This window comes from Lapillicoccus sp. (genome assembly GCF_025353065.1).
Lineage (GTDB): Bacteria > Actinomycetota > Actinomycetes > Actinomycetales > Dermatophilaceae > Lapillicoccus.
Genome location: NZ_JANXRJ010000282.1, coordinates 1 through 25,170 on the forward strand (window position 1 = coordinate 1; position 25,170 = coordinate 25,170).

At 71.9% G+C, this 25,170-nt stretch carries 33 protein-coding genes; 8 read left to right on the top strand and 25 right to left on the bottom strand.

The window, feature by feature from the left end; all coding sequences use genetic code 11:
• On the bottom strand, positions 1 to 179 hold a 179-nt coding region (locus tag Q0R63_RS20495; RefSeq protein ID WP_295701673.1), incomplete at its 3' end, for an alcohol dehydrogenase catalytic domain-containing protein.
• A 96-nt stretch (positions 180 to 275) separates the two neighbouring features.
• Here Q0R63_RS20495 and Q0R63_RS20500 point away from each other — a divergent pair.
• Positions 276 to 1,007, top strand: coding sequence for a type 1 glutamine amidotransferase (locus Q0R63_RS20500; protein ID WP_295701615.1), 732 nt, complete (start codon positions 276 to 278; stop codon positions 1,005 to 1,007).
• 120 nt (positions 1,008 to 1,127) lie between these two features.
• Here the strand turns inward: Q0R63_RS20500 and ispF are convergent, their stop codons facing one another.
• The 5 genes from ispF to Q0R63_RS20525 form a co-directional block, all read right to left on the bottom strand.
• Positions 1,128 to 1,652 carry a 2-C-methyl-D-erythritol 2,4-cyclodiphosphate synthase gene (gene ispF / locus Q0R63_RS20505; protein ID WP_295701617.1) on the bottom strand — a complete coding sequence of 175 codons (525 nt, stop codon included), beginning with the start codon at positions 1,650 to 1,652 and terminating at the stop codon, positions 1,128 to 1,130.
• Positions 1,652 to 2,266: an AAA family ATPase gene (locus Q0R63_RS20510; protein WP_295701619.1), complete on the bottom strand. Its 615-nt coding sequence runs from the start codon at positions 2,264 to 2,266 to the stop codon at positions 1,652 to 1,654. The genes ispF and Q0R63_RS20510 overlap by 1 nt, the downstream gene beginning before the upstream one ends.
• Positions 2,259 to 3,029, bottom strand: a complete 771-nt coding sequence (locus Q0R63_RS20515; protein WP_295701621.1) for an SDR family NAD(P)-dependent oxidoreductase — start codon at positions 3,027 to 3,029, stop codon at positions 2,259 to 2,261. Before Q0R63_RS20515 ends, Q0R63_RS20510 begins: the two co-directional genes overlap by 8 nt.
• An 87-nt stretch (positions 3,030 to 3,116) precedes the next feature.
• Positions 3,117 to 3,815 (bottom strand): 2-C-methyl-D-erythritol 4-phosphate cytidylyltransferase, encoded by a 699-nt coding sequence (ispD, locus tag Q0R63_RS20520; RefSeq protein ID WP_295701623.1) that lies wholly within the window; start codon positions 3,813 to 3,815, stop codon positions 3,117 to 3,119.
• Between the two features lie 87 nt (positions 3,816 to 3,902).
• Entirely contained in the window at positions 3,903 to 4,385 is a 483-nt protein-coding gene (locus Q0R63_RS20525) for a CarD family transcriptional regulator (RefSeq protein WP_295701625.1), read from the bottom strand.
• Between the two features lie 257 nt (positions 4,386 to 4,642).
• Between Q0R63_RS20525 and Q0R63_RS20530 the strand changes: the two genes are divergently transcribed.
• Positions 4,643 to 5,221 carry a hypothetical protein gene (locus tag Q0R63_RS20530; protein ID WP_295701627.1) on the top strand — a complete coding sequence of 193 codons (579 nt, stop codon included), beginning with the start codon at positions 4,643 to 4,645 and terminating at the stop codon, positions 5,219 to 5,221.
• Between the two features lie 26 nt (positions 5,222 to 5,247).
• On the opposite strand, the gene Q0R63_RS20535 is transcribed toward Q0R63_RS20530, so the two are convergent.
• Both Q0R63_RS20535 and Q0R63_RS20540 read right to left on the bottom strand, forming a co-directional pair.
• Positions 5,248 to 5,931 carry a response regulator transcription factor gene (locus tag Q0R63_RS20535; protein WP_295701629.1) on the bottom strand — a complete coding sequence of 228 codons (684 nt, stop codon included), beginning with the start codon at positions 5,929 to 5,931 and terminating at the stop codon, positions 5,248 to 5,250.
• Entirely contained in the window at positions 5,928 to 7,277 is a 1,350-nt protein-coding gene (locus tag Q0R63_RS20540; RefSeq protein WP_366521184.1) for an ATP-binding protein, read from the bottom strand. Before Q0R63_RS20540 ends, Q0R63_RS20535 begins: the two co-directional genes overlap by 4 nt.
• A gap of 170 nt (positions 7,278 to 7,447) precedes the next feature.
• Here Q0R63_RS20540 and phoU point away from each other — a divergent pair, with 170 nt between their 5' ends.
• Entirely contained in the window at positions 7,448 to 8,167 is a 720-nt protein-coding gene (phoU, locus tag Q0R63_RS20545) for a phosphate signaling complex protein PhoU (RefSeq protein WP_295701633.1), read from the top strand.
• Between the two features lie 45 nt (positions 8,168 to 8,212).
• Here the strand turns inward: phoU and Q0R63_RS20550 are convergent, their stop codons facing one another.
• Positions 8,213 to 8,956, bottom strand: coding sequence for a phosphoglyceromutase (locus Q0R63_RS20550; protein WP_295701635.1), 744 nt, complete (start codon positions 8,954 to 8,956; stop codon positions 8,213 to 8,215).
• A gap of 94 nt (positions 8,957 to 9,050) precedes the next feature.
• Between Q0R63_RS20550 and Q0R63_RS20555 the strand changes: the two genes are divergently transcribed.
• Together Q0R63_RS20555 and katG are read left to right on the top strand one after the other, a co-directional pair.
• On the top strand, positions 9,051 to 9,485 hold the full coding sequence (locus tag Q0R63_RS20555) for a Fur family transcriptional regulator (protein WP_295701637.1): 435 nt from the start codon (positions 9,051 to 9,053) through the stop codon (positions 9,483 to 9,485).
• Between the two features lie 120 nt (positions 9,486 to 9,605).
• Positions 9,606 to 11,807, top strand: coding sequence for a catalase/peroxidase HPI (gene katG / locus Q0R63_RS20560; protein WP_295701675.1), 2,202 nt, complete (start codon positions 9,606 to 9,608; stop codon positions 11,805 to 11,807).
• A gap of 94 nt (positions 11,808 to 11,901) precedes the next feature.
• On the opposite strand, the gene Q0R63_RS20565 is transcribed toward katG, so the two are convergent.
• The 4 genes from Q0R63_RS20565 to Q0R63_RS20580 form a co-directional block, all read right to left on the bottom strand.
• Positions 11,902 to 12,294 carry a DUF6578 domain-containing protein gene (locus tag Q0R63_RS20565; RefSeq protein WP_295701639.1) on the bottom strand — a complete coding sequence of 131 codons (393 nt, stop codon included), beginning with the start codon at positions 12,292 to 12,294 and terminating at the stop codon, positions 11,902 to 11,904.
• Positions 12,291 to 12,899: a YbjN domain-containing protein gene (locus tag Q0R63_RS20570; protein WP_295701640.1), complete on the bottom strand. Its 609-nt coding sequence runs from the start codon at positions 12,897 to 12,899 to the stop codon at positions 12,291 to 12,293. The genes Q0R63_RS20565 and Q0R63_RS20570 overlap by 4 nt, the downstream gene beginning before the upstream one ends.
• 4 nt (positions 12,900 to 12,903) lie before the next feature.
• Positions 12,904 to 14,253 (bottom strand): D-inositol-3-phosphate glycosyltransferase, encoded by a 1,350-nt coding sequence (gene mshA, locus Q0R63_RS20575; protein ID WP_295701642.1) that lies wholly within the window; start codon positions 14,251 to 14,253, stop codon positions 12,904 to 12,906.
• A 101-nt stretch (positions 14,254 to 14,354) separates the two neighbouring features.
• Positions 14,355 to 14,828: a group II truncated hemoglobin gene (locus Q0R63_RS20580; RefSeq protein ID WP_295701644.1), complete on the bottom strand. Its 474-nt coding sequence runs from the start codon at positions 14,826 to 14,828 to the stop codon at positions 14,355 to 14,357.
• Between the two features lie 32 nt (positions 14,829 to 14,860).
• Here Q0R63_RS20580 and Q0R63_RS20585 point away from each other — a divergent pair, with 32 nt between their 5' ends.
• The gene (locus Q0R63_RS20585; protein WP_295701646.1) at positions 14,861 to 15,679 is read left to right on the top strand and encodes a class I SAM-dependent methyltransferase; all 819 of its coding nucleotides are present in this window, start codon (positions 14,861 to 14,863) and stop codon (positions 15,677 to 15,679) included.
• Positions 15,680 to 15,702: 23 nt separating this feature from the next.
• Here the strand turns inward: Q0R63_RS20585 and Q0R63_RS20590 are convergent, their stop codons facing one another.
• The 10 genes from Q0R63_RS20590 to Q0R63_RS20635 form a co-directional block, all read right to left on the bottom strand.
• The gene (locus Q0R63_RS20590; RefSeq protein WP_295701648.1) at positions 15,703 to 16,086 is read right to left on the bottom strand and encodes a phosphomannose isomerase type II C-terminal cupin domain; all 384 of its coding nucleotides are present in this window, start codon (positions 16,084 to 16,086) and stop codon (positions 15,703 to 15,705) included.
• 34 nt (positions 16,087 to 16,120) lie between these two features.
• A complete protein-coding gene (locus Q0R63_RS20595; RefSeq protein WP_295701649.1) occupies positions 16,121 to 16,450 on the bottom strand; it encodes a DUF2516 family protein in 330 nt (109 codons plus the stop codon).
• A 39-nt stretch (positions 16,451 to 16,489) separates the two neighbouring features.
• A complete protein-coding gene (gene dtd, locus Q0R63_RS20600; protein WP_295701651.1) occupies positions 16,490 to 16,915 on the bottom strand; it encodes a D-aminoacyl-tRNA deacylase in 426 nt (141 codons plus the stop codon).
• A gap of 6 nt (positions 16,916 to 16,921) precedes the next feature.
• Positions 16,922 to 17,923 carry an asparaginase gene (locus Q0R63_RS20605; RefSeq protein ID WP_295701653.1) on the bottom strand — a complete coding sequence of 334 codons (1,002 nt, stop codon included), beginning with the start codon at positions 17,921 to 17,923 and terminating at the stop codon, positions 16,922 to 16,924.
• Between the two features lie 148 nt (positions 17,924 to 18,071).
• A complete protein-coding gene (locus Q0R63_RS20610; RefSeq protein WP_295701655.1) occupies positions 18,072 to 18,767 on the bottom strand; it encodes a hypothetical protein in 696 nt (231 codons plus the stop codon).
• Positions 18,768 to 18,822: 55 nt separating this feature from the next.
• On the bottom strand, positions 18,823 to 19,347 hold the full coding sequence (locus Q0R63_RS20615; RefSeq protein ID WP_295701657.1) for a helix-turn-helix transcriptional regulator: 525 nt from the start codon (positions 19,345 to 19,347) through the stop codon (positions 18,823 to 18,825).
• A gap of 228 nt (positions 19,348 to 19,575) precedes the next feature.
• A complete protein-coding gene (locus Q0R63_RS20620) occupies positions 19,576 to 20,415 on the bottom strand; it encodes a 3-keto-5-aminohexanoate cleavage protein (RefSeq protein ID WP_295701659.1) in 840 nt (279 codons plus the stop codon).
• A gap of 62 nt (positions 20,416 to 20,477) precedes the next feature.
• The gene (locus tag Q0R63_RS20625) at positions 20,478 to 21,500 is read right to left on the bottom strand and encodes a folate-binding protein (RefSeq protein WP_295701661.1); all 1,023 of its coding nucleotides are present in this window, start codon (positions 21,498 to 21,500) and stop codon (positions 20,478 to 20,480) included.
• Entirely contained in the window at positions 21,497 to 21,943 is a 447-nt protein-coding gene (locus Q0R63_RS20630) for a transcriptional repressor (RefSeq protein WP_295701663.1), read from the bottom strand. Before Q0R63_RS20630 ends, Q0R63_RS20625 begins: the two co-directional genes overlap by 4 nt.
• A 45-nt stretch (positions 21,944 to 21,988) precedes the next feature.
• Positions 21,989 to 22,492 carry an FABP family protein gene (locus tag Q0R63_RS20635; RefSeq protein ID WP_295701677.1) on the bottom strand — a complete coding sequence of 168 codons (504 nt, stop codon included), beginning with the start codon at positions 22,490 to 22,492 and terminating at the stop codon, positions 21,989 to 21,991.
• 67 nt (positions 22,493 to 22,559) lie between these two features.
• Here Q0R63_RS20635 and Q0R63_RS20640 point away from each other — a divergent pair, with 67 nt between their 5' ends.
• On the top strand, positions 22,560 to 22,979 hold the full coding sequence (locus tag Q0R63_RS20640; protein WP_295701664.1) for a DsrE family protein: 420 nt from the start codon (positions 22,560 to 22,562) through the stop codon (positions 22,977 to 22,979).
• 13 nt (positions 22,980 to 22,992) lie between these two features.
• On the opposite strand, the gene Q0R63_RS20645 is transcribed toward Q0R63_RS20640, so the two are convergent.
• Entirely contained in the window at positions 22,993 to 23,853 is an 861-nt protein-coding gene (locus Q0R63_RS20645) for a hypothetical protein (RefSeq protein ID WP_295701666.1), read from the bottom strand.
• A 16-nt stretch (positions 23,854 to 23,869) separates the two neighbouring features.
• Complete coding sequence (locus tag Q0R63_RS20650; protein WP_295701669.1) at positions 23,870 to 24,142, bottom strand: MoaD/ThiS family protein; 273 nt, start codon at positions 24,140 to 24,142, stop codon at positions 23,870 to 23,872.
• A gap of 82 nt (positions 24,143 to 24,224) precedes the next feature.
• Between Q0R63_RS20650 and Q0R63_RS20655 the strand changes: the two genes are divergently transcribed.
• Positions 24,225 to 24,929: a response regulator transcription factor gene (locus Q0R63_RS20655; protein WP_295701671.1), complete on the top strand. Its 705-nt coding sequence runs from the start codon at positions 24,225 to 24,227 to the stop codon at positions 24,927 to 24,929.
• The last annotated feature ends 241 nt before the right edge of the window (positions 24,930 to 25,170 follow it).

Here is a 25,170-nt window from a genome sequence, read left to right on the forward strand (position 1 = left end):
AGGAAGGGGAACTCGTCGTTGATGCCGCCCTCGCGGTAGTGCAGGTCCGTGTGGCAGACGCCGCAGGCCTCGATCTTCACCACGGCCTCACCCGGGCCAGGGTCGGGGACGACGACGTCCACGAGCTCCACGTCGGCCCCCTTGGTACGGGCGATGACTCCCTTGACGGTCTGCGGCATGACGGCTCCCTTTCGGCGACGGTGGCGTAGTGCGTCGAGCGGGGACAAGCACATCACACCGGCCGCAGCGCCCGTGCGGCGCGTTACTCTCGCGCCATGTCCTTCGAGGGTCAGCGGCCGCCGCCTCGTCCCGTCCTCGTCGTCCAGCACGAGGACCAGTGCCTGCCGGGCTGGGTCGGTGAGTGGCTGACCGACGCCGGAGCAACGCTCGACGTCCGCCATCCGTATGCCGGGCACCCCCTCCCCGAGGACCTGTCCGGCCATGCCGGGCTGCTCGTCCTCGGTGGCCACATGGGCGCGAACGACGACGCGGACTACGAGTGGCTGGGCCCGACGAAGGCGCTGGTGCGGGAGGCCGCGCAGGACGGCATACCGACGCTGGGCATCTGTCTCGGGCACCAGCTCATCGGTGCGGCACTCGGCGGCGAGGTCGTGGTCAACCCGGCCGGTCAGCAGTTCGGGCTCCAGAAGATCGGCTGGCTGGCAGCCGCGAGCGACGACCCGGTCCTCGGCGACTGCGGCCCCCGCGGCATCCACCTCAACCACGACATCGTGATGGAGGCGCCGCCCGGGACGGTCGTGCTGGCCCGGGCCGCCACCGGCGAGCTGCAGGCGGCCCGCTTCGCTCCGACCGTCTGGGGCGTGCAGTGGCATCCCGAGGTGGGTGTGCAGGCCTTCACCCCCTGGGCGGAGCACGACCGCGTCGAGGCGGCCGGGCGGGGCGTCGACGTCGATGCGTGCCTCGCCGAGATCGCCGACGCCGAGCTGGAGCTGCGCCGGTCCTGGCGCCCCCTGGCGATCGACTTCGCGCTCTTGCTGCGCCCGTAGCCCCCACCCTTCCGTTCCAAGCACACGTTCTAGCGAGTTTCCATGCCTCCGGATCCCTCGGACTTGACAAAACGTGTGTTCGGAACGAGGTAGGGGTGGCGGCTACGCGGCGGAAGGGGGTCAGCGGGGGACGACGAGGGCGGTGGCGACGGCGGCGACGCCCTCGCCGCGACCGGTGAGGCCGAGGCCGTCGGTGGTCGTGCCGGCCACGGAGACAGGGGCGCCTGCCGCCGCGGAGAGCGCGGCCTGGGCCTCGGCGCGGCGGGTGCCGACCTTCGGGCCGTTACCGACGACCTGCACCGCGACGTTGCCGATCGCGTAGCCGGCCTCGCGGACCAGGCGTGCGGCCTCGGCGAGCAGGGTCGTCCCGGAGGCCCCCACGAGCTCCGGCCGGTCGGTGCCGAAGTGGGCACCGAGGTCGCCGAGACCCGCCGCCGAGAACAGCGCGTCGCAGGCTGCGTGGGCGGCGACGTCGGCGTCGGAGTGCCCGACGAGGCCTCGCTCCCCCGGCCAGAGCAAGCCGGCCACCCAGAGCTCGCGGTCGGATCCCGTTGGTGCGAGGGCGTGCACGTCGACACCCACCCCGACCCGCGGCAGCCGGTATGCCGCCGGCTCGCCGGCCGCTGACTCCCCACCCGCTGCCATCACCAGCTCCCGGAGGAGGAGCCACCGACCGCCGTGCCGTGCCCGAGGTCGGCGGGGCGACCGGACCACCACGGGGCCGCGTCGATGATGCGGTCGACCGCCTCCTGGACGCCGGTGCGGGCCGTGTCCACCGTCAGGTCGGGCGACCAGGGATCGTTGCGCCGTGCCTGGATCTGGGCCCAGTCGGGCTTGACCAGACCCTCGACGTCGGTGGGGCGGCTCGTGGCCCGCTCTTCGTGGAGCCCCGCGTCGGTGCAGACGACCTCGACCTCGAGCACCGGGACGGCGTGGCGGCGAGCCACCGCCCGCCAGGCCGTCCGCGTGACCTCGAGCGCGTTGACGCCGTCCGCGACGACGGGGTGGCCGAGGGCGAGCTGGTCACCGGCGACGGCATACGCGACGACGTAGCCGACGACCCCGACGGGGTGAGCCGCCAGCCCGCTGTCGACGACCGCCTGCTCGATCGTGTCGACCCGCACGTGGGCGGCACCGGTGCGCCGCGCCAGCGCCGTGGCGATCGTCGTCTTGCCCGACCCCGGCAGACCGCCGAGGACCACGAGCCCGACACGCGTCGTGAGGCCCGTCAGCCCAGGCGCCACCTCGCGGTCAGACATCCTCGCCGTCCCAGGGGATCGACGCCCTGTGCACCTTGTGCGGGGCCGCCTGGGCGAGCGGCTTGACGACCAGCCGGTCGATGTTGACGTGCTGCGGCAGCCCGACGCAGAAGGCGATGCAGGCGGCGACGTCGTCGGCGACGAGGGGGCGGTCGACCCCCGCATACACCGCGTCGGCCTTGTCCTGGTCTCCGTGGTTGCGCACGAGCGAGAACCCTTCCGTCTGCACCATCCCCGGGGCGATCTCGATGACGCGGACCTGGGTGCCGTTGAGCTCGAGGCGCAGGGTCTCGGTGAGGGCGCTCTCGGCGTGCTTGGCTGCGGTGTAGCCGGCGCCGCCCTCGTAGGTGAGCAGCGCGGCGATGGATGTGACGTTGACGATCGTCGCGGCGGGCGAGCGCCGGAGGGCCGGCAGGAGGGCCTGGGTGACGTGGAGGGTGCCGATGACGTTGGACTCGAACATCGAGCGCCACTCGTCGGGGTCACCGCCATCGACCCGGTCGGTGCCGAGGGCACCGCCGGCGTTGTTGACCAGGACGTCGCAGGAGCCGATCTCCGCCGCGGCCGCCCGGACCGCCGCGCGGTCGGTGACGTCGAGGACGACCGCCCGGCAGGCCGGACCGAGCGCGGCCACGACCTCGTCCAGCGGCCCCGAGCGGCGCCCGCAGACGACCACGTCGAAGCCGTCGGCGACGAGTCGGGTCGCGGTGGCCGCTCCGATGCCGGAGCCTCCTCCGGTGACGACAGCGGTGCGGGTGCTCATCGGGCTCCTTCGGTCGGCCGGTCACGGGTGTCCGGGGTCAACGTCAGCGGGTGACGTGCCGCGGCGACACACCCATCATGTCGGTGGTCACGCACCGCGGCGCAGCAGGAGGGCGGCCAGCCCGAGATCGGCCGGGGTCGTGATCTTGTGCGCCAACAGGTCGCCGGGGATGACGAGCACCGGCAGACCGAGTCGCTCCACGAGGGCCGCGTCGTCGGTCGCCTGGTCGGCTGCGGCAGCGTGGGCCCGGTCGAGGACCGCCCGGTCGAAACCCTGAGGGGTCTGCACGGCACGCAGCCGGGCCCGGACGGGCGTCGCGCGGACGACACCCGCCTCGTCGACCTCCTTGATGGTGTCGACGACGGGCAGGCCGGGCACCACTGCGGGGTGGCCGCCGCGGACCGCGGCGACCACGGCGTCGAAGAGGGCGGCAGGGGCGAGCGCCCGTGCGGCATCGTGCACGAGCACGACCTCGATATCGGCGGGCAGCACCGCGAGCCCGGCCATCACGGAGTCACCACGCTCGGGTCCGCCGGGCACCACCGCCGTGACGAGGCCGTCGACCACCGGGCCCGCAACACCAGCGATACCTGCGGCGACGCAGCCCGCCGCCTCCGTGAGGTGGTGGGGAGGGGCGACGACGACGAGGTAGGCGATGTCGACAGAGGCGACGGCGCGGCATACGGCATGGGTGAGCAGCGCCGTTCCCTCGACCTCGACGAACGCTTTCGGGCCGTCGGCTCCGAGCCGACTGCCCGAGCCGGCCGCGACAATCACGACCGCCACCGGGCCCGTCCCGCCAGCACGACCCCACCGGCCCGCGGACGAGGTCATCGGGCCGGTGGTCGAGCCATCAGGAAACTGAACGGGTGCTCAGGAAGCGAGGACCTCGTCGAGGATGGCCTCGGCCTTGTCCTCGTTGGTCTTCTCAGCGAGCGCGAGCTCGGAGACGAGGATCTGCCGCGCCTTGGCCAGCATCCGCTTCTCGCCCGCAGACAGCCCACGATCCTTGTCGCGACGCCACAGGTCACGCACGACCTCGGCCACCTTGATCACGTCACCGGAGGCGAGCTTCTCGAGGTTGGCCTTGTAACGGCGAGACCAGTTGGTGGGCTCCTCAGTGTGCGGGGCACGCAGCACCTCGAAGACCTTGTCCAGGCCTTCCTGCCCGACGACGTCGCGGACACCCACGAGATCGCAGTTCTCGGCAGGCACCTCGATCGTCAGGTCGCCTTGGGCGACCTTGAGCTTGAGGTAGAGCTTTTCCTCGCCGCGGACAGTGCGGGTGTTGATGCCTTCGATCAGTGCCGCCCCGTGGTGGGGGTACACGACCGTTTCTCCGACCTTGAAAACCATTCGCTGTTTTCCCCTTTCGCGACCCTTAGAGTACCACGTACGGGACCTGAGATGCGACTCGACAGATGCTGTTTGCGCAGGTCAGAGCCTTGGTCGCCGAAGCGAAGGGTGTTTCTTCCCTCTTGACAACATCGTCGGAAACATGCAACGCGCGGTGGAAGCAGCCCAGCAATGCCGCGACCTCGCTCCCGATGCGGCCGTGGGCGTCGCCGTGGGCCCACGCAGCCGGGGGATCGGGCACCGGTAGGCTGGTGCCTGTGAACCGGCCTGCTTCCCGCACCGCGCCCGAGGCACCCGCGACCCCGAGCACCCGGCGCCCGCGTCGCGGCTTCGCTGTCGTCGCCAGTGCCTTCGCCTTCGTCGCCGTCGCCGGCTGCTCGAGCCAGTCCCCGCTGCAGACGTTGGTGCCCTACCAGCCGGCCGACGGCGTCGCCGCCTCGAGCGGGCCGATCGAGGCGCGCGACCTGCTGATCGTGGCTGCCGCCAAGGGAGACCCGGGCTATCTCTCGGGGTCGCTCATCAATACCGGCATCGACACCATCCAGGTCGCCTTCGCGAGCCAGGAGGCCGCCGCCTCCAACCAGAGCGCCGGCAAGGTCCAGCTCAAGCCGCGCGAGCAGCTGCGCATCGAGACGATCACCATTCCCAACGTCGCGGTCGCGCCCGGCGCCCTGACCAACATCGTCATGACGACGCCGACAGGACAGGTCATGGTCGCGGTGCCCGTCCTCGCGCCGACGGAAGGCAGCCCCTACGCCTCGCTGACGCCGACGGACACGCCCACACCGAGCTCGTCGACCACCCTGCCGGTCGGCACGAAGACGACCGCCGGCTGACCCCGGCGGGCCAGCCTGGGCGTGGGTCAGAGCGCCTCGAACTTGTAGCCGAGTCCCCGCACGGTGACGATGTACTGCGGCGTCCCCGGGTCGGGCTCGATCTTGGCCCGCAGCCGCTTGACGTGCACGTCGAGGGTCTTGGTGTCCCCCACGTAGTCGCTGCCCCAAACCCGGTCGATCAGCTGCATCCGGGTCAGCACACGGCCGGCGTTGCGCAGCAGGATCTCGAGCAGCTCGAACTCCTTCAGCGGCAACGCGGTCTGCTGCCCGCTCACCGTGACGATGTGGCGCTCGACATCCATCCGGACCGGCCCGGCCTCGAGGGTCACGGGCAAGAGGTCCTCGGGCTCGGCGAGCCGCCGCAGGACCGCCTTGATCCGGGCGAGCAGCTCACGCGAGGAGTAGGGCTTGGTCACGTAGTCGTCCGCGCCGATCTCGAGGCCCACGACCTTGTCGATCTCGCTGTCCTTGGCGGTGAGCATGATGACCGGCACCGACGACCGTTGCCGCAGCGCCCGACAGACGTCGACACCGGGGAGCCCGGGGAGCATCAGGTCGAGCAGTACGAGGTCGGCGCCGTTCTTGTCGAACTCGGTCAGGGCGTCAGGACCCGTCTCGGCGATCGCCACCTCGTAGCCCTCCTTGCGCAGGAGGTAGGACAGGGGGTCGGAGTAGGACTCCTCGTCCTCGACGACCAAAATGCGGCTCATGGAACCTCGGCTCTCGCGCTCGGGGTGGGGCTCGGGGTGGGACTGGTGGAGGACGCCGTATGCCGCTCGGCCGGCCGCTCCGGCGGCTCCGGTAGCTCCGGCGGCTCCGGCGGCTCCGGTGGCTCCGGCGGCTCCGGTGTCGTCTGGCCGGCATCGGGCACCGTGTCGGCGTCCTCCATCGCGCGGCCCGAGGCGGCGGCCCGCCGACCGACGGCGGCGGCGGGCAGGCGCATGGTGAAGGTCGACCCGCGCCCGGGCTCGCTCCAGACGGTGGCCTCGCCGCCGTGGTTGGCGCAGACGTGCTTGACGATCGCGAGGCCGAGCCCGGTGCCGCCGGTCGCCCGGGAGCGGGCGCCGTCGACGCGGTAGAACCGCTCGAAGATCCGCTGCTGGTCGGCGAGCGGGATGCCCTGGCCCTGATCGGTCACCGCGACGGACACGATGTCGTCGCTCCCCGCGCTGACCTTGACGGTGACGCGGGTTCCGTTGTCGGAGTAGGCGATCGCGTTACCGATGAGGTTGCGGATGGCCGTCGTGAGGAGCTCCGGCTCACCCCACACGTCAGCGCCGGGCGACTCCACCAGGGCGATCTCGATGCGCTTGCCCTCGGCCGGGAGCCGGGAGCGTTCGACGGCTTCGTGAGCGGCCGCCGAGAGATCGACGCGCTGGGGGTCGGACAGGGTGTCGGCGACCTGCAGCCGGGAGAGGTCCACGATCTCCTGCACGAGCCGGGTCAGGCGGGTCGACTCGACCTGCATCCGTTTCGCGAACCGGATCACCGCGTCGGGGTCGTCGTGCGCGTCGAGGACGGCCTCCGCGAGGAGGGCGAGTCCCCCGACCGGTGTCTTGAGCTCGTGCGAGACGTTGGCGACGAAGTCGCGGCGCACCTCCTCCACCCGCTTCGCCTGGCTCCGGTCGTCGACGAGGAGGAGCACGTGCGAGCCACCGAGCGGGGCGACCCGGGCGCCGACCACGAGGCTGGGCCGGCCCATCGGTCCGCGGGGCAGCTCGAGCTCGGCCTCCCTGATGATGCCGTCCCGACGCACCTGGCGGGCCAGGGCGAGCAGCTCGGGGTGCACGAGCTCGCCGCCCCGGACCAGTCCGTGCGAGACGGCGGCCGGTGAGTTGTTGACCACGGCGTCGGCGGAGTCCAGCACGATGCCGCTCGAGCGCAGGACCGCGAGGACGTCACCGACACCTGCAGGCAGCCGCGAGCTCGAGGTGGTCATCCCCTCCATGCGCTCGGGTCCCCCCCGCTGCTGGCGTTCGGACAGACGGACCGCTACGACTGCGACGACGGTGATGACCACTCCGGCCACACCGCCGAGCACCGCTGCGGTCGTCACGTCCACAGCGTCAGCGTAGTTGCGAGTGTCCCTCGCGATGGACCACGATTACTGTCAGGAGGGGCCATCGAGCGGATTGTTCACCTGATCGGCGCTCGTCGTTCACTGCACCGTGCCACTCTCACGCTGCCCGACGCGTGCCCGCTCGACGCCGATCAAGGACTGATTCCATGCGTGACGCCTTCCATGAGGACCTCGACACGATTACCGACCAGCTCGTCGAGATGACGCACCTCGCGGGCTCCGCGATGGCGCGGGCGACCACCGCCCTCCTCGACGCCGACGTGCACCTCGCCGAGAGCGTGATCGCCGCCGACGAGGAGCTCGACGAGATGCGCGAGAACCTCGATGCGCTCTCGATCGACCTGCTGGCCCGCCAGCAGCCGGTCGCCACCGACCTGCGGATCGTCGTCACCTCGATGCGGATGAGCTCAGACCTCGAGCGGATGGGTGACCTCGCGCGGCACATCGCCAAGGTGGCCCGGCTGCGCTATCCCGAGAAGGCCGTCCCCGCCTCACTGACCTCGCACATCCTCGAGATGGGCCAGGTCGCCGAGCGGATCGTCACCAAGGCGGGCTCCGTGATCGCCTCGAAGGACACCGAGACGGCGATCAGTCTCGAGAAGGACGACGACGCGATGGACGAGCTGCACCGCCAGCTCTTCGCCGCGCTGCTGTCCGACCGCGCGACGTTCACGGCCGAGACGGTCGTCGACCTCACCCTCCTCGGCCGCTACTACGAGCGCTTCGCCGACCACGCCGTCTCGGTCGCACGCCGGGTCGTCTACCTCGTCACCGGGCAGTTCGCGGCCGGCGTCGAGCTCGACCACGAGGAAGAGGAAGAAGCCAGCGGCGAGACGGTGCTGCGGCCCGGTGCTGCGAGCGCCTGAGCCACGCGACGGCCCGACACGGCATACCGGCTGGGGGTATGCCGTTCAGCGACCCTGGTTCGCCACCGCAGCAGCAGCCGTGGCAGCGGCCTCCGGGTCGAGGTAGCGACCGCCTCGGGTCACCGGCATGAAGTCGTCGCCGATCTCGTAGACCAGCGGCATCCCGGTCGGGATGTTGAGCGCCGCGATGTCGCCGTCGCTGATGCCGTCGAGGTGCTTGACGAGTGCGCGCAGCGAGTTGCCGTGGGCGACGAGGAGGACGACCTTGCCGGCCACGAGGTCGGCGCGGACCTCGTTCTCCCAGTAGGGAAGCATCCGAGCCACGACGTCCTTCAGGCACTCCGTCCTCGGCATCAGGTCGCCGAGACCGGCATATCGCGGGTCGCCCGCCTGGGTGAAGTCGCTGTCGTCGGCGATGGGCGGCGGGGGCGTGTCGTAGGAGCGGCGCCAGAGCATGAACTGCTCCTCGCCGAACGCCTCCATGGTCTCCTTCTTGTTCTTGCCCTGGAGGTCGCCGTAGTGCCGCTCGTTGAGGCGCCAGTTGCGGCGCACGGGGATCCAGTGCCGGTCCGCGGTGTCGAGCGCGAGGTTGGCGGTGGTGATGGCGCGCCGGAGCACCGAGGTGTGCACGACGTCGGGCAGCACACCGGCCTCCTTGAGCAGCGCGCCCCCGGCCACGGCCTCCGTCCGGCCCTTGTCGGAGAGGTCGACGTCGGTCCACCCGGTGAAGCGGTTCTCGGCGTTCCAGACGCTCTCGCCGTGGCGGAGCAGGACGAGCGTGAAGGTCATGCGGTCACCCTAGTGGCGGCTCGTCTCGACAGGTGGCCCCCAGACTTGACCTATTCCAGAAAAGCGACATGATCACAGGGTGCCAGGACAGAGGATGCCCCACAGCGTGTCCGAGCAGGTGGAGGTCGAGCAGCTGCTCCGGCAGGCCCGGCTGCGGGTCACCCGGCCGCGGGTCGCGGTGCTCGGCGCGGTGCACGCGCACCCGCACGTCGACACGGACTCGGTGCTCCGAGACGTCCGGTCCGAGCTGGGACAGGTGTCCCACCAGGCGGTCTACGACGTGCTGCGGGTCCTCACCACCGCCGGCCTGGTGCGGCGGATCCAGCCGCTCGGCTCCGTCGCCCGCTACGAGGCCCGCGTCGGCGACAACCACCACCACGCCGTGTGCCGCGGCTGTGGCGCCATCACCGACGTGGACTGCGCCGTCGGCGAAGCGCCCTGCCTGGTCGCGTCCGACGACAACGGTTTCGTGATCGACGAGGCCGAGGTCATCTACTGGGGCACCTGCCCCAGCTGCGCGGCGGCCTGACCACGACCAGTCCCGAACGCCACCAAGCCCGAACCGCACCAACCGAGAACGCAGTCCCCAACCCGCGACACCCTCTCGAAAGGACCCCTCGTGACCGACCACGACACCCGTGTGGCTGACATGAACGACGAGACCGGTGCCCAGTGCCCGGTCGCCCCCCAGCAGTTCCCCGAGCCCGTCGCCGGCGGCAGCAACCGCGAGTGGTGGCCCGAGCAGCTCAACCTCGCCATCCTGCGCAAGCACCCCACCGTGGCCAACCCGATGGACCCGGACTTCAGCTACAAGGCCGCGTTCCAGACCGTCGACCTCGGTGAGCTCCGCCAGGACCTCGAGCAGGTCATGACCACCTCGCAGGACTGGTGGCCGGCCGACTTCGGCCACTACGGCGGGCTGTTCATCCGGATGGCGTGGCACAGCGCGGGCACCTACCGCATCCAGGACGGCCGCGGCGGCGCCGGCGCCGGCATGCAGCGCTTCGCCCCGCTCAACAGCTGGCCCGACAACGGCAACCTCGACAAGGCCCGGCGGCTGCTGTGGCCGGTCAAGCAGAAGTACGGCCGCTCGCTGTCCTGGGCCGACCTGCTGGTGTTCGCCGGCAACTCGGCCCTGGAGTCGATGGGCTTCGAGACGTTCGGCTACGCCGGCGGCCGCGAGGACGTCTACGAGCCCGACCAGGACATCTACTGGGGTCCCGAGCGCACCTGGCTCGGCGACGAGCGCTACCACGGCGAGCGCCAGCTGGAGAACCCGCTGGCCGCGGTCCAGATGGGCCTCATCTACGTCAACCCCGAGGGCCCCAACGGGAAGCCCGACCCGGTCGCGGCGGCCCACGACATCCGCGAGACCTTCCTGCGGATGGCGATGAACGACGAGGAGACCGTCGCCCTCATCGCCGGTGGCCACACCTTCGGCAAGACCCACGGCGCCTCCACGCCGGACGACCACGTCGGGCCGGAGCCCGAGGGGGCACCGATGGAGCAGCTCGGCTTCGGGTGGAAGAACGGCTACAACTCCGGGGTGGGCGCGGACGCGATCACCAGCGGCCTCGAGGTCACCTGGACCTCGACGCCGACGCAGTGGTCCAACGGCTACTTCGACAACCTCTTCGGCTACGAGTGGGAGGTCACCAAGAGCCCGGCCGGCGCCTGGCAGTGGCAGCCGGTCGACGGCGGCGGTACGGGCACGATCCCCGGTCCGACCGAAGACTCCCCGCGTCGCGTTCCGACGATGCTCACGACCGACATCTCGATGCGCGTCGACCCGGTCTACGAGCAGATCTCGCGACGCTTCCACGAGAACCCGGCCGAGTTCGCCGACGCCTTCGCCCGCGCGTGGTTCAAGCTGACCCACCGCGACATGGGTCCGAAGGACCGCTACCTCGGCGCGCTCGTGCCGCAGGAGACGCTCCTGTGGCAGGACCCGGTGCCTGCGGTCGACCACGACCTCGTCGGTGTCGATGACGTCGCCGCCCTCAAGGCGAAGGTCCTCGCGACCGGCCTCACCGTCTCGCAGCTCGTGGGGGTGGCCTGGGCGGCCGCCTCGTCCTTCCGGGGCAGCGACAAGCGCGGTGGCGCGAACGGCGCCCGCATCCGGTTGGAACCCCAGCGCAGCTGGGAGGTCAACGAGCCCGGCAACCTGGGCGCCGTGCTGACCGCGCTCGAGACGGTCCAGCGGGACTTCAACGCCAGTCAGACCGGGGGCACGAAGATCTCGCTGGCCGACCTCATCGTGCTGGCCGGCAACGCCGGCGTCGAGCAGGCCGCCCGCAACGCGGGCCACGAGATCCAGGTGCCGTTCCGCCCGGGTCGCACAGATGCGACCCAGGAGCAGACCGACGTGGAGTCGTTCGCCGCGCTCGAGCCCTCGGCCGACGGGTTCATCAACTTCCTCGGCAAGGGCGGTCGCCTGCCGGCCGAGTACCACCTGGTCGACCGGGCGAACCTGCTCACCCTCAGCGCCCCGCAGATGACGGTCCTCGTCGGTGGCCTGCGCGTCCTCGGGGCGAACTTCCAGCAGTCCTCGCTGGGCGTCCTGACCTCCCGGCCGGAGACCCTGACCAACGACTTCTTCGTCAACCTGCTCGACATGGGCACGGCGTGGAGCTCGACGAGCGAGGACGCCTCGACCTTCGAGGCCCGTGACCGCGCCACCGGCGAGGTGCGCTGGACCGGCACGCGCAACGACCTCGTCTTCGGCTCGAACTCGGAGCTGCGGGCCGTCGCGGAGGTCTACGCCAGCGACGACGCGCAGGAGAAGTTCGTTGCCGACTTCGTCGCGGCGTGGGTCAAGGTCATGGACCTCGACCGCTACGACCTGCGCTGACGCAGGAGACGACCGACGCGGCATACGCCGCACTGCGCACCACCACCGGCAGGGCCCGTGGCGACCGACTGAGGTCACCCCGGGCCCTGCCCGGTCAGGCCTCCGAGACCGGCTCCAGCGCGTCGAGCTCCGCGAGCCAGCCGAGGAACCGGAGGTTGCCCTGCGGTTCGGCCCAGACGTCGGCCCGCGTGATGGCGCAGGTCACTGCGCTGCCGGGCACAGGTTCGAGCGACCCACCGCTCCCCTGCCGGGGGGCGAAGGCGACCCAGACCGCCTCCAGGGAGGTGATCCGGCCGCGCTGAAGCTCGGCGTCCCCGGGACCGTGGTGCGACTCCGACCATGCCCCCTCCTGCGCGCGACGGCTGCCGATCAGTGCCCCGAGGTGGCTGGAGCGCTCAGGCACCAACCCCCACGTGACGGTGTCACCCACCCCGAACTTCTGCCCACAGCACTGGAACTGCCACGCTGCGACCCAGACCGTCGTCATGATGGGGCGCTGGTGTCCTCGCGGTTCTCGCTGCGCTCGAGCAGGGGCCGGAACGCCTCGAGGTTGCGGACGGACTCCCCGCGGGAGAGGCGCCAGGCCCACTCCTTCTTCATCGAGGAGAGGAAGCCGAGGGCGAGCAGGTCGTTGAAGGGGGTGTCGGCAGCGTCGAGGACGACGCCGAACAGCTGGTCCAGGTATGCCGCGTCGACGGCGGACGAGGGCACGTCGCCCTTGACGTAGACGTCGCCGGAGCTGTCCACGGCATACGCGAGGCCGGGCATCCGCAGGTTGCGGCGCAGCAGGTGGCGGTAGAACGCCTCGTGGTTCTCGTCGGGGTTGCGGATGACGAAAGCCGAGATCGAGGTCTTGTGCGCCCTCACCACGAGCGACACGACGGTCTTGAGCTTCTTCTCGCCGGGGAGGCTGATCACGTACTCGCTGGGACGGCCCCCGAGCTCCCAGGCGATCTCGGCCTCGTCGAGGTAGTCGCGCACGAGCGCGTCGACCGGCCCGACGCGAGGGTCAGCGCCCTGGCCGGTCGCGCTGTCATGGTCCGTCGCGATGTCCTGGTCCGTCGCGATGTCCTGATCCGTCGGGGAGTCCATCCCCTCAGGGAATCACAGCGCTCGACACGTCCGCGAGGGTGCCCGCACCGGCGAACGAGAAGTGCTCGGCGCGTCGGCGTGAGCGGCGGGCCTCGGCATAGACCTCGAGGAGGCGATCGGTCGTGGCTCGCCACCCGAAGCCGGCCGCGTGGGCGACCGAGCGCCGGCCGAGCTCGTCCCGACGCGCGTCGTCCGTCAGCAGCGCCTCGATCGCGTCGGCCCAGTCGTCGGTCCGGTGCGTCGGCACGAGTAGCCCGGCGTCGCCGACCGCCACCGGGAGCCCGCCGACCTCGGCCGCCACCACCGGTGTGCCGCAGGCCTGGGCCTCGATGGCGACGAGTCCGAACGACTCGTTGTGGGAAGGGACGGTGACGACGTCGGCAGCGCGGTACCAGCACGCGAGGGTGGCCCGGTCGACCGGCGGCACGAAGCGCACGACGTCGTGGATCCCGAGCTCGGCGGCGAGCTCCTCGAGCTGCCGCGGTCGCGCGAGACCCGTGCCGGAGGGCCCACCGAGGACGCCCACGACGAGCCGGTCGCGCCAGTCGGGACGTCGGCGCAGCAGCTCGGCCGCTGCCCGCAGCAGGACGTCAGGGCCCTTCAGCGGCTGGATGCGACCGACGAAGAGGAGCATCAGGGCGTCCCGGGGGATCCCGAGGCCGAGCCGCGCGGCCTTGCGCGACCCGGGCGTGAAGACGTCGAGGTCGACCCCCGGCGGCACGACGCGGACCTTGGCCGGGGCCGCGGCATACAGGTCGACGAGCTCGCGCGCCTCGAGCGCGGTGTTGGCCACGAGCCGGTCGGCGGCCTGGACGACCTGCACCTCGCCGATCTCCCGACCGGGCGGCTCGGGGGTGTCGTCGCTGGCGAGGTGGAGGTTCTTGACGCGCGCCATGGTGTGCATCGTGTGGACGAGCGGGACGTCCCAGCGGTCGGTCGCGAGCCAGCCGACCTGACCAGAGAGCCAGTAGTGCGAGTGGATGACGTCGTAGAAGCCCTCCGGGCGCGCCGCCTCGGCCCGCATCACCCCGGCCGCGAAGGCGCACAGCTGGCCCGGCAGGTCGTTCTTGCCGAGTCCCTCGAAAGGACCGGCAGTGACGTGTCGGACGAGCACCCCGGGGGACATCTCGACGATCGGCGGCAGCGAGCCGGTCGTGGCCCGGGTGAAGATCTCGACCTCGGTGCCGCGGGCCGCGAGCTGACGGGCGACCTCGGCGACGTAGACGTTGAGGCCGCCGGCGTCGCCGGTGCCGGGTTGCGCGAGCGGCGAGGTGTGGACGCTGAGCATCGCCACGCGGCGGATCACATCGAGGCTGCCCACGGAAAAGTGCAACGCCAGGTCCTGATGGGCCATTCCCGGTATGTCCGTGCCGCCAGCGCCCCCGCGAGAGGGTTGACGCTGCGTCAAGAGGGTCGACGCCCGTGATCACCAGCGTCAACCCCGATGACGCAGCGTCAAGGCCCCTGGGTCAGGCCGTCCCACGACCAGTGCGGGAAGGGGAGACCGTCAGGCACATCGGCCGCGGACTCGTGGTAGCGAGCCATCGTCGTGGTCGTCGCCCAGGCGAAGTAGTCGTGGAGCGTCGCCCTCAGCGGCTCGCCCGGCTCGCCCAGGTCGCCCGTGACGATCCCGACGTCCGTCATCGCCTCGTCGAAACAGGCGATGGCGCGACGGTCCATCTCCTCGTGGCGGCCGTTGCCGCTGTGCGTCCGCACCACCGACGACTCGTCACCGACCTTGGCGGAGTAGGCGGTCGGCCCTCCCAGCGCCTCACCCCAGTATGCCGCGAGCCGCTCAGCGTGATCGGGATGGAACCCGTGACTGAACGCGTGGGCGACGACCTCGTCGGCCATCACCCGCCTGTGCCAAGCCCCGGCGAGGCGGACCAGGCCCTCCGTGCCACCGGCGGCCTCGTAGACGCTGCGCATCCGCCGAGGATGGCACGGCATACGCTCGCCGTGTGGCGCGCGCGAAACCGATCGGGGTCGTGACCCGCGGCACGACCAACCCGAACCGGCTGCGTCGCGTCGACCGCTGGATCGCCGGGCCGCAGGGGTGGCGGTTGCGGCAGTCGCCGACCCCGCCGGTGGTCGTCGACCTCGGCTACGGCGCCTCGCCGGTCACCGCGGTCGAGCTCAGCGACCGGCTGCGCCGCGTGCGCCCCGACGTCGAGGTCGTCGGCATCGAGATCGACCCCGCGCGGGTGGCCGCCGGGCGGCCGCTGGAACGACCGGGACTCAGCTTCCGGCTCGGCGGCTTCGAGGTGCCGCTGGAAGGCGGCTCCCGGCCGGTGGTCGTCCGCGCGTTCAACGTGCTGCGCCAGTATGCCGAGGGCGAGGTGGCGGGGGCCTGGGCCGAGGTCGTCGGGCGACTGGCTCCCGAAGGGCTGCTCGTCGACGGGACGTGCGACGAGCTCGGCCGCCGCAGTGCGTGGGTCGCCGTCGAGGCCGGGGGTCCGGTCAGCCTCTCGGTCTCGCTCCGGCTGGCCGACCTCGGGCGGCCGTCCGACGTCGCCGAGCGACTGCCGAAGGTGCTCATCCACCGCAACGTGCCGGGCGAGCCGGTGCACGCGTTCCTCATGGCGCTCGACCGGGCGTGGGACCACGCGGCCGGGCACGCGGCATACGGGGTACGGCAGCGCTGTCTGGCCGCGCTCGGCGCCCTGCGCGAGCAGGGGTGGCCGCTGCTCGACGGGCCCGGTCGCTGGCGTCTCGGGGAGCTCACCGTCGCCTGGTCGGCGGTCGAGCCGGGCGGACGACCGTTCGTCGCCCGTCGCTGACCCGCCGAATCTAAGCCGGCCGCTCAGCCCTCCGTGCGGGCGTAGTCGTCCTCGAGGCGCTCGATGTCGTCCTCGTCGAAGTGGCCGAAAGCGACTTCGAGCAACCGCCCGGGCGCGTCGCCGCTGTTGCCCATCCGGTGGGTTGCTCCCTGGGGGACCCAGATGGTCTCGCCGCGTGCGGCCGTCCACTGCCGGTCGTCGACGACGATGTCGATCGGCACGTCGAGCACCGTCCACATCTCGCTCCGTGACTGGTGCCGCTGGAGCGAGAGCCGGTGGCCGGGCTGGACCGTGATGATCTTGACCGTCACGCTCTCGTTGGAGACCAGCTGCTGGAACCCGCCCCACGGTCGCTCGGACTCGAAAATTTCTTCGGCCGGGCCGCGCTCTCTCTCGAGACCCGTCAAGACTCCCCCTCGTTGGCTCGTGTGCGTCAGACCGTCACCAGGGGCCGTAGGGACCCTGGTTCTTGCGGCTACCGCCGCGCCCGGTGACCTGGCGCAGAGCCGGTCGCACGTCGGCAAGATACACGGCGGCGGCGACGAAGGCGATGATCCCGACGAAGCCCAGGACGTTGAAGATGGTCACGACGCCGATGACGAGGGCGACGACGAGCACGATGAGCCAGAAGCTCTTCGTCCGCTTTCCCGCAGCAGTGTAAGCGTCGGTCCGATGCCGCAGCGCGTCCACGAGGGCGAACACCTCGCAGGCGAGGGCGACGATGCCGAGGACGAGCAGGAGCGTGCCCTGCACCTGGTTAAAGAGCTGCATGTTGACCAAGCCTAGTTCGAGGATCGGGTCACCGGGGGGTCAGACGTCGACGACGAGGGTGACGGGGCCGTCGTTCACCAGGGAAACCTCCATATCGGCCCCAAAAGTTCCCGTGGCCACCTCGATGCCCCGTTGTCGCAGGGCCGCGACGACCCCGTCGACGAGGGGTTCGGCCACCGGCCCGGGGGCGGCGGCCGTCCACGAGGGTCGCCGCCCCTTCCGGGTGTCGCCGTAGAGGGTGAACTGGCTGACGACGAGGACCGGGGCGCCGGTGTCGACCACCGACTGCTCCTCACGCAGGATCCGCAGCTCCGCGATCTTGCGAGCGGTGCGCTCGACCTGCTCCGGCCCGTCGTCGTGCGTGACGCCGACGAGGGCGAGCAGCCCCGGCCGGGAGATCTCGCCGACCACCACGCCCCCGACGACCACGCGGGCGCGCGTCACGCGCTGGAGGACGGTGCGCACGGGGGCTCAGGCGTCGAGACCGACGGCCACGATGGCGCCCACCGGGTCGCCGTGCCCGAGGACCGGCGCCTCCTCGAGGGTCGCGATCGCCTCGGCCGCGTCGAGCCCGACCCGGCGCAGGGCGGCCGCGAGCACCACCGGCGCCGCCCGGGGGTAGCCGTCGGCGATCTTGACGGCGACACCGCGCCCGTCGGGCAGGCCCACGGCATACACCGACTCGGCGCCGTCCTTGGCGATCAGGCCGGCCGACCCGCGCACCAGGGCGGTCACTTGGCGGTGCGTCCCGCCGAGGTATGCCGGCTCCAGTCGCATCGCGTCGGCGACCCGCCCGGGTGCCGTGCCCGGCTCGGCCACGGCGAGGCGCCCGAAGGCGCGGGCGAGGCCGGTCAGGGCGTAGGCGTGCAGCGGGGCACCGCACCCGTCGACGGCGACCGCGACGACGGACTCGCCCGACAGCTCCTCGATCGTCGTCGTGATGGCCCGCTGCAGGGGGTGCAGCGGGTCGCGGTAGGTCGCGGGCTCCCAGCCGGCCGCGACGCAGGTGGCAAGCATCGCGGAGTGCTTGCCGGAGCAGTTCTGGCCGAGCGGGCTCTTCGGTCGCGAGGCGCGGATCCAGGCGTCGTGCTCGGCCTCGTCGATCGGGTAGCCCGGGGTGTTCTGGAGGTCGGCCTCGGTCAGGCCGGCGCCGGCCAGGATGTCCTGGACGCCCTGGAGGTGGAAGGGCTCGCCGGAGTGGCTCGAGCAGGCGAGCGCGAGCAGGTGCGGCGGGAGGTCGAGCCCGGACCGGACCATCGCGAGCGCCTGGATCGGCTTGTTGGACGAGCGGGCTAGCACGGGGCCGCGCGGGTCGCCGGCGGCCCAGTCGATGCTGCCGTCGGGGGCCGTCACGACGACGGTGCCACGGTGGACGCTCTCGACGAACCCGGAGCGGACCACATGGGCGACGATCGGCGCCTGGGCCAGCGCTGAGGAGGGGACAGCGTTGTGGGGCGGGGACGGTTCAGACACGCGCTCCAGTCTGACAGCCACCCCCCAGCGTCCGCGCCAACGGCATACCGGTGTCGCGTCGGCGCGGACGCAGTGGGGTGACAAAGTGCTACGTCCGCGCGAACGGCGTACCGGTGTCGCTTCGGCGCGGACGCAACGGGTGCAAAGGTCAGTCGCCGACCTTGGCGGCGGCGTCCTCGGCGGCCACCCGTGCCCGGGTCGTGGCCGTCTTGGCGGTGGTCGTCGTCGCCTTGGCGCGCGAGGAGGTCCTCACGGCGCCCTTGCGTGCGGTCGTCGCGGTCTTCCTGGCGGCGGTGCGGGTGCGCTTGGCCGAGTCCTCGACGACCGGGGCGAGCGTGTCGATGTCGTCCTCGATGGTCGAGGCGATCGCGTCGACCGTCTTGGCAGCCTGCTTGCGACCGGTCGTGAACGTCGCGCGGGCGGAGGTCTGGGTGGCGGCAACGGCCTTGCGGGCGGTCGTCATGGCGCCCTTGCCGGTCGCGACGGTCTGGTCGACCTGGGCGATGAGGTCCTGGGTCGCGCGCTGGGTGCGGATCCGCTGGACCAGCTTCTCGCCGCGGACCGCGAGCTCGTCGTACTGCTCCTGGGCCTTGCCCGCGAGCTCGAGGCCACGGTTGATCAGGTGCGCCGGGGTGGCCTTGGCCTGCTGGACGGTCAGCTCGGCCTGGGCGGTCAGCTCGTGCTGGACCTCCCTCGGATCGATGGCGGCGAGCGACTTGCTCGTGGCGAGCGCCTGGGCGCGGGCCTCGCGCACCTTCTCGACGGCGAGGTCGGTGATGCCGACGGCGGCCATGACGGGGGTGGCGTCGGTGACGGTCCTGCGGAGGTCGGTAACAAAAGCCATGATGTGCTCCTTGGTGGTGTTCCCGGGTTACCGGGATGGAGGGGGGTTTTCGGGTTCAGGAGGTGGTCGCGCGGGGCGTGCGGCGCGACCCGGTGGTGCGCGCGCCCGAGACCCTCGACTTCGGGGTGACGGGTGCGGCAGAGGGAGTGGTGGTGGGCTGGTCGTTGCCCCGGTCGGTGCCAGCGGCGCTGCGGGCGGCAGGTCGGTCGTCGTCCGGGTGGCCGTCGTCCTGGCCCACGGGCCCGACGAACGACTCGTAGACGTCGACGAGGACCGCGCGCTGACGTGGTGTCAGGGCGGTGTCGGCGGCGATGGCCTCGCGAACCCGGGACTTCCCCAGTGGCTCGGCGGCCGCCTCCAGGAACCCGGCGTGCACGTAGAGCGACTCGGCCGAGACCTGGAGGCCCCGGGCGAGCTGTTGGAGGATCTCGGCACTCGGCTTCTTCAGGCCCCGCTCGATCTGCGAGAGGTAGGGGTTGGAGACGCCAGCGAGATCGGACAGCTGGCGCAACGAGAGCTGGGCGGCCTGGCGCTGCTCGCGCAGGAAGGCTCCCAGCTCGTGTGGCGACAGCTTGCTCATGCCTCCATTATGCTTGCTGGAGTTAGCACTGTGCAAACTGAGGACAGCGCAGCCGACGTGAGGTCGAGCACACCGGCATACCGGGCCGAGGCTACGCACGCCTCACGGCCCCCCCCGCTTGTTGCTTCGGGATGGCCCGAATCAGGGGTCACAACCACGAATTCGGGCCATCCGGAAGCAACAAGAGGGGGTGAGGGCGGGTGACGTAGATGAGGGGAACCGCGGGGGTCAGCGGCGCTTGATCGCCAGCAGCTCGCGGGCGTCGGTGGTCGACATCGGGGGGCGCTGCATCGCCGTCGCGATCTCGGCGGCGCGGGCGACGAGCTCCTCGTTGTGCTGCACGGGCCGGCCCTTCGCGTAAGCGAGGTTGTCCTCCATCCCCACCCGCAGGTGGCCGCCGGCGCCGAGGGCGGTCGCGAGGACGGGCAGGTGGCTGCGACCGATCCCGGTCGCGGCCCAGCTCGTCACCTGCGGCGGCAGCGCAGCCACGGCGGCGAGGACCGCGGCGGGGGTGCCCGGCATACCGCCCGGCACGCCGGTGACGAGGTCGACGTGCACGCGGCCGCCGTAGGGCAGGCCCTCCTGGTCGAGCAGCCGGCGCAACGAGTCGACGTGGCCGAGGTCGAAGAGCTCGAACTCGGGGACGACCTCGCGGGCGATCGACTGGCGGTAGAGCTCGACCATGAAGGGCCAGGGGTTGAGGAAGACGTCGGCGCCGAAGTTCGTCGTGCCGCAGGTGAGCGAGCAGGAGTCGGGCTCGGCATCGAGCACGGTCAGCCGCTGCTCGAGCGGGTCGTGGACGCTGCCCCCGGTCGACAGCTGGACGATGAGGTCGGTGGACTCGCGCAGCGCGTCGACGCTCGCGCTCAGCAGCCCGTGGTCGAGCGTCGGCCGGTGCTCGGCGTCACGGATGTGCAGGTGGATGAGCGCGGCGCCGGCAGCCTCGCAGCGCACCGCCGTCTCGACCAGCTCCTCGAGCGTCGTGGGCAGCTGGGGCACGTCGGCCTTCGCGCTCTCGGCGCCGGTGGGCGCGACGGTGATGAAGGTGGACGCGGCGCTGCGGCTCATCCGCCCATCCAATCAGGCACGCACCACCGGGTATGCCGCGGCGGCACGCCGCAGGCCCGCCGTCAGCGGGCGACGATCTCCGTCTGCGCCGCGGCGGTGTCACCGATCAGCAGCTCGGCGTCGACCGGGATGTTGCGCTTGACCAGCGCCAGCCCGATCGGCCCGTCCTCGTAGTGCCGGGCCACCGAGGTCAGGAAGCCCACGGCGCGTCCGTCGAGGGTGACCGCGCTCCCGCGCGCCGGCAGGATGTGGCCCGAGCCGTCGAGGTGGAGGAACGCGAGCCGCCGCGGCGGTCGGCCGAGGTTGTGGACGCGAGCGACGGTCTCCTGCCCGCGGTAGCAGCCCTTGTGCAGGTGGACGGCGCTGCGCAGCCAGTCGACCTCGTGGACGAGCGTGCGGTGGTCGGTCTCGAAGCCGAGCCGCGGGCGCCACGCACCCACGCGCAGCGCCTCAGCCGCCCACATCCCGGCGAGCGGCCGATCGCCAACTGTGGCAACGAGGTCCGCCCGCGGCACGATGAGCTCGCGCCATTGGCGGCCGAGGCCGGGGTGCCCGACCTCCGGCCCGTATGCCGCGGTCTCACCGACCAGGTCGGGCCACGGGTCGCGCCACGCGAGGGGCTCTCCCGGCAGGGACTCCGCGGCGTGCGGCTCGCCGAGCACGGCATACGCCGCAGAGACGTCCGCGACCTCGACCCGGAGCATGAAGCGCATCGAGTCGAGCCACCGGAGCAGGGCCTCGCTCGCGCCGGGCTCGGTCGTGATCCAGGTGGTCTCCCCGTCGTCGACGAGGTGGAGGTCGTGCTCGATGTGCCCCTTTGGGCTGAGGATGAGCGACTCCCGCGACTCGCGTGCCGGCAGGCCGAGGAGGTGCTGGGTGGTGAGCGAGTGCAGCCAGGACAACCGGTCGGCGCCGGTGACGGTGAGGACGGGCCGGTGCGACAGGTCGACGACGGCGAGCCGCTCGACGAGGAGCCGCTGCTCGCGCATCGGGTCGCCGTAGTGCGCGGCCACGGGGGCGTCGACGCCTTCACCGGCGACCGCCCGCGGGGCGCCGAGCAGGGGTGAGGCGAGCGCGGTGGTCATCCGGGTCCTTGTCCGTGGTGCGGTCCGTGGTCGGGCGCGCAGTCCGCGCACCAGCCGTGGACCGCCATGTGGGTCACGTCTGCGTCAAAGCCGTGACGGCTCCGAAGATTCCCGGTGAAGCCGGCGGCCTCCTCGACCTCGGCCTCCGCGACCCGACCGCAGCCGAGGCAGACGAGGTGGATGTGGGTCGCGTGCTCGGCGAGGTGGTAGCTCGGGGCGTGGTGGTCGAGGTGGGTGTGCGTGACGAAGCCGAGCTCCTCGAGGACCTCGAGACCGCGGTAGATCGTCGACAGCGGCAGCTCGACGCCGCCGTCCTCGCCGACCGCCTTCGCCACCGCGTCGGGAGTCGCGTGCGCCAGGGCGGTGACGGCAGCGAGGATCCGCCGACGCTGCGGCGTGACCCGCTTGCCCTGCGCCCGGAGGGCCGACCCGAGATCGCTCACGACGACAAGGGTAGCGAGGGGGTCCGTCAGTCCATCCGCGTGAGCTCAGTCCATCCGCGTGAGCTGGGCCGAGATGTGGCTCTGGAGGGGCTGCCCGACGGCGGCCATGTCCATGACCCACATCAGCTGCGACTCGACGAGGCCGTAGAGCCGGGTGCCGGCGTTGTACTCCTTGGCCAGCGGGCTGCGCACGACGCTGTCGGTGGCGAGCTGGATCTTGGCCGGCTCCATCGTGCCGTAGTACATCTCGAGGATGCCGGTGGGGTGCGTGAGGAGCAGCTCGACGTCGGTGCCGTCCTCACCGGGCCGCCAGAAGCCGAGCTCGGTCGCGAGGGGGCGCACCCGCTCACCGGTCTCCTGGTCGAGCAGCCAGGCGTGGCTCTGCCACTCGAGGAAGCCGCGCCCGTCGTGCGAGCAGATGATCTCCTGCCCGAAGTTGACCGACTCGATGGTGGGGTAGCCGACCACGCCGACCCCCTCCCAGCGGCCGATCAGCCAGGCGAGCGGCCGCAGCCGCTCGGGCAGGTCGAGGTCGAGGGTGAACATCAGCGGTCCACCCGGCATACGGAGCGGCGGCGGGCTTCGGCGGTCACGTCGTGGATCGTAGCCTGACCCGGTGAGCACCTCTTCGCCGTCCGCGCCTGCCTCGAGCGTTCCGCCCGCGCCTGACGTCCCGACCCGCCGCCTGCTCGTCAAGATCACCACCGGGGCCGAGGCGCCGGAGCGCTATTCGCAGGGCGTGACCGTCGCCGCGACGGCGTTGGCCACCGGGGCGCAGGTCAGCCTGTGGCTCACCGGGGAGGCTACGTGGCTCGTCGTGCCCGGTCGGGCCGAGGAGCTCAGCCTGCCGTTCTCCGCTCCGTTGGCGGACCTGCGCGACGTCCTCCTGGCCGAGGCGACGGTCACGGTCTGCAGCCAGTGCGCGGCCCGGCGTGAGCTCACCGAGGCCGACCTGCTGCCGGGTGCGCGGATCGCCGGGGCGGCGTCGTTCGTCGAGGAGGCGCTGGCGCCGGGCGTGCAGGCCCTCGTCTACTGAAGAGGAGCCGGGACTAACCGACGAAGACCCGCGTCAGGAGATAGACCACGACCCCGACGACGAGGACGGATGCCGTCCCGTTGGCGAGCGCCGACGGGACCGCCGCGGCGGTCGGCTGCACGGCCATGACCCGGCGCAGGGCGTGGGAGATCGCCGCGACGAGGACGCCGATGAGCATGGCCGGGACCGCCGTGAGGGTCCCGTCCGCGAGCAGCGCCACCGCGTATGCCGCGAGCCCGCCGGCCAGCAGGACCGGCGCGAGGACCCACCGCTGCACGGCCCCGACCCGGCCGAGCTGCTCGACGAGGCAGCCGGCGACGACCGCCGACATCGCGGCGAGGAGGAAGGCGGAGCCGCCGGGGTAGACCGGGACCACCGCCAGCGGAGCCCCGGCGGTCGCGATCGCGAGACCGGCGATCGTCCCGGCGAGTCCTTCGGTGAGGCGGGTCCGGTCGTGGCGCAGGAGCTGCTGGAGGAAGCAGAGGATGAGGGTGATCCCGATGGGGACCGGCAGCCAGCGCAGCTGCTCGGCGTCGGGGGTGAGTCCCGCCGTCGCCGGCACCGCGACGCCGCCGATCCCGACGACGACCCCGGACCACCGGGGCGACGGCGACTCGAGGAGGGTGGGCCAGCCCCAGGCGAGGACGACGCCGGCGAAGACCAGCGCCAGGCTGGTGACGAGCTGTCCCGAGAGCCCGGACACGGCGACCAGGAGCGCCATCGCGGTCGTGGCGACCGTCGTGACGACGGGGACCGGCACCGCGTCACGGGCCTGGGCATCGTTCGCGGCCGCCTCCACGGCAGCAGCGCGGGCGGCCCGGCGAGAGGCCCGGGTCTCGGAGGGATCGTGGATCACCGGGTCGGCTTCGTGCACGCGGAACATCCTCGCATCACCCCCCCGCGAAGGGCGGGAGCACCTCCAGCACCGCGCCGGGTTCGACGAGGTCGTCGAGACCCCGGCGGACGCCGTCCACGAGCAGCGTCGCGACGGCGAGCACGGGCAGGAGCGCGGGTCGGCGGGCGGCGACCGCAGCCGTGACCTCACGCACCGACGAACCGGTGACGACGTCCTCGCCGACGCCGGCAGCGGCGCGCGCCCCGGCCCAGTAGCGGACCGTCACGGCGGGCTGCCTCGGGCGTTCCTCGGCGTGGTCGGGCGACATCGTCGTCTCCTCGGGTGGTCAGGGTGGTCAGGGTGTGGGAGTGGGCGGTGGAGCGGTCCCCCATGCGATTATCCTCGGGCATGTGGCCCACCTGCTCCTGCTCACCAACGCGCTGGCTCCCAGCGCGGAGGTCCTGCCGGCCCTGGGCCTGCTGAGCCACCAGGTCCGCATCCTCCCGGCAGAGCCGACGGCCCTCGTCGACGCTCCCGCGGGTGACGTCCTCCTCGTGGACGCCCGCACCGATCTGGCGCAGGCGAAGTCCTTGTGCCGCGTGCTGCGGGCGACCGGCCTGGTCAGCCCGCTCATGGTCGTCCTCACCGAGGGCGGGCTGGCCGGCCTGACCAGCGAGTGGGGCGTCGACGACGTCATCCTCGACAGTGCGGGGCCGGCGGAGGTGGATGCCCGGCTGCGGCTGGCGATGACACGCACCGAGGGGGTCGAGGTCGGCGAGAACGGCCCGATCAAGGCGGGTGACCTCACGATCGACGAGAACACCTACTCCGCCAAGGTCCGTGGGCGGGCGCTCGACCTCACCTACAAGGAGTTCGAGCTGCTGAAGTTCCTCGCGCAGCACCCGGGTCGGGTGTTCAGCCGGGCCCAGCTGCTCCAGGAGGTCTGGGGCTACGACTACTTCGGCGGCACGCGCACCGTCGACGTCCATGTGCGGCGACTGCGGGCCAAGCTCGGCCACGACCACGAGTTCCTCATCGGCACGATCCGCAACGTCGGCTACCGCTTCGTCTCGGAGCGTCCTCGCGACATGGAGGCGATGGCCGCCGAGGCCTGAGCGGCGGCCTCACCCGCCGGACCCGTCATACGTGACTCCGAGTCGAGCCACCTGACTCAGCGGGCACACACCGAGTCGAGTGGCTCGCTGAGTCACGTGGCTCGGGCCCGCCTACAGCGTCCCGGCGATGCGGGTCGGCGTGATCGGGGTGTAGGGCGAGACCGTCGGCAGGTAGGCGGCGAAGGCGTTGATGTCGAGGCCGCCGAAGTACTTCCCCGCGCCCGCCGCGAAGGCCGCGAAG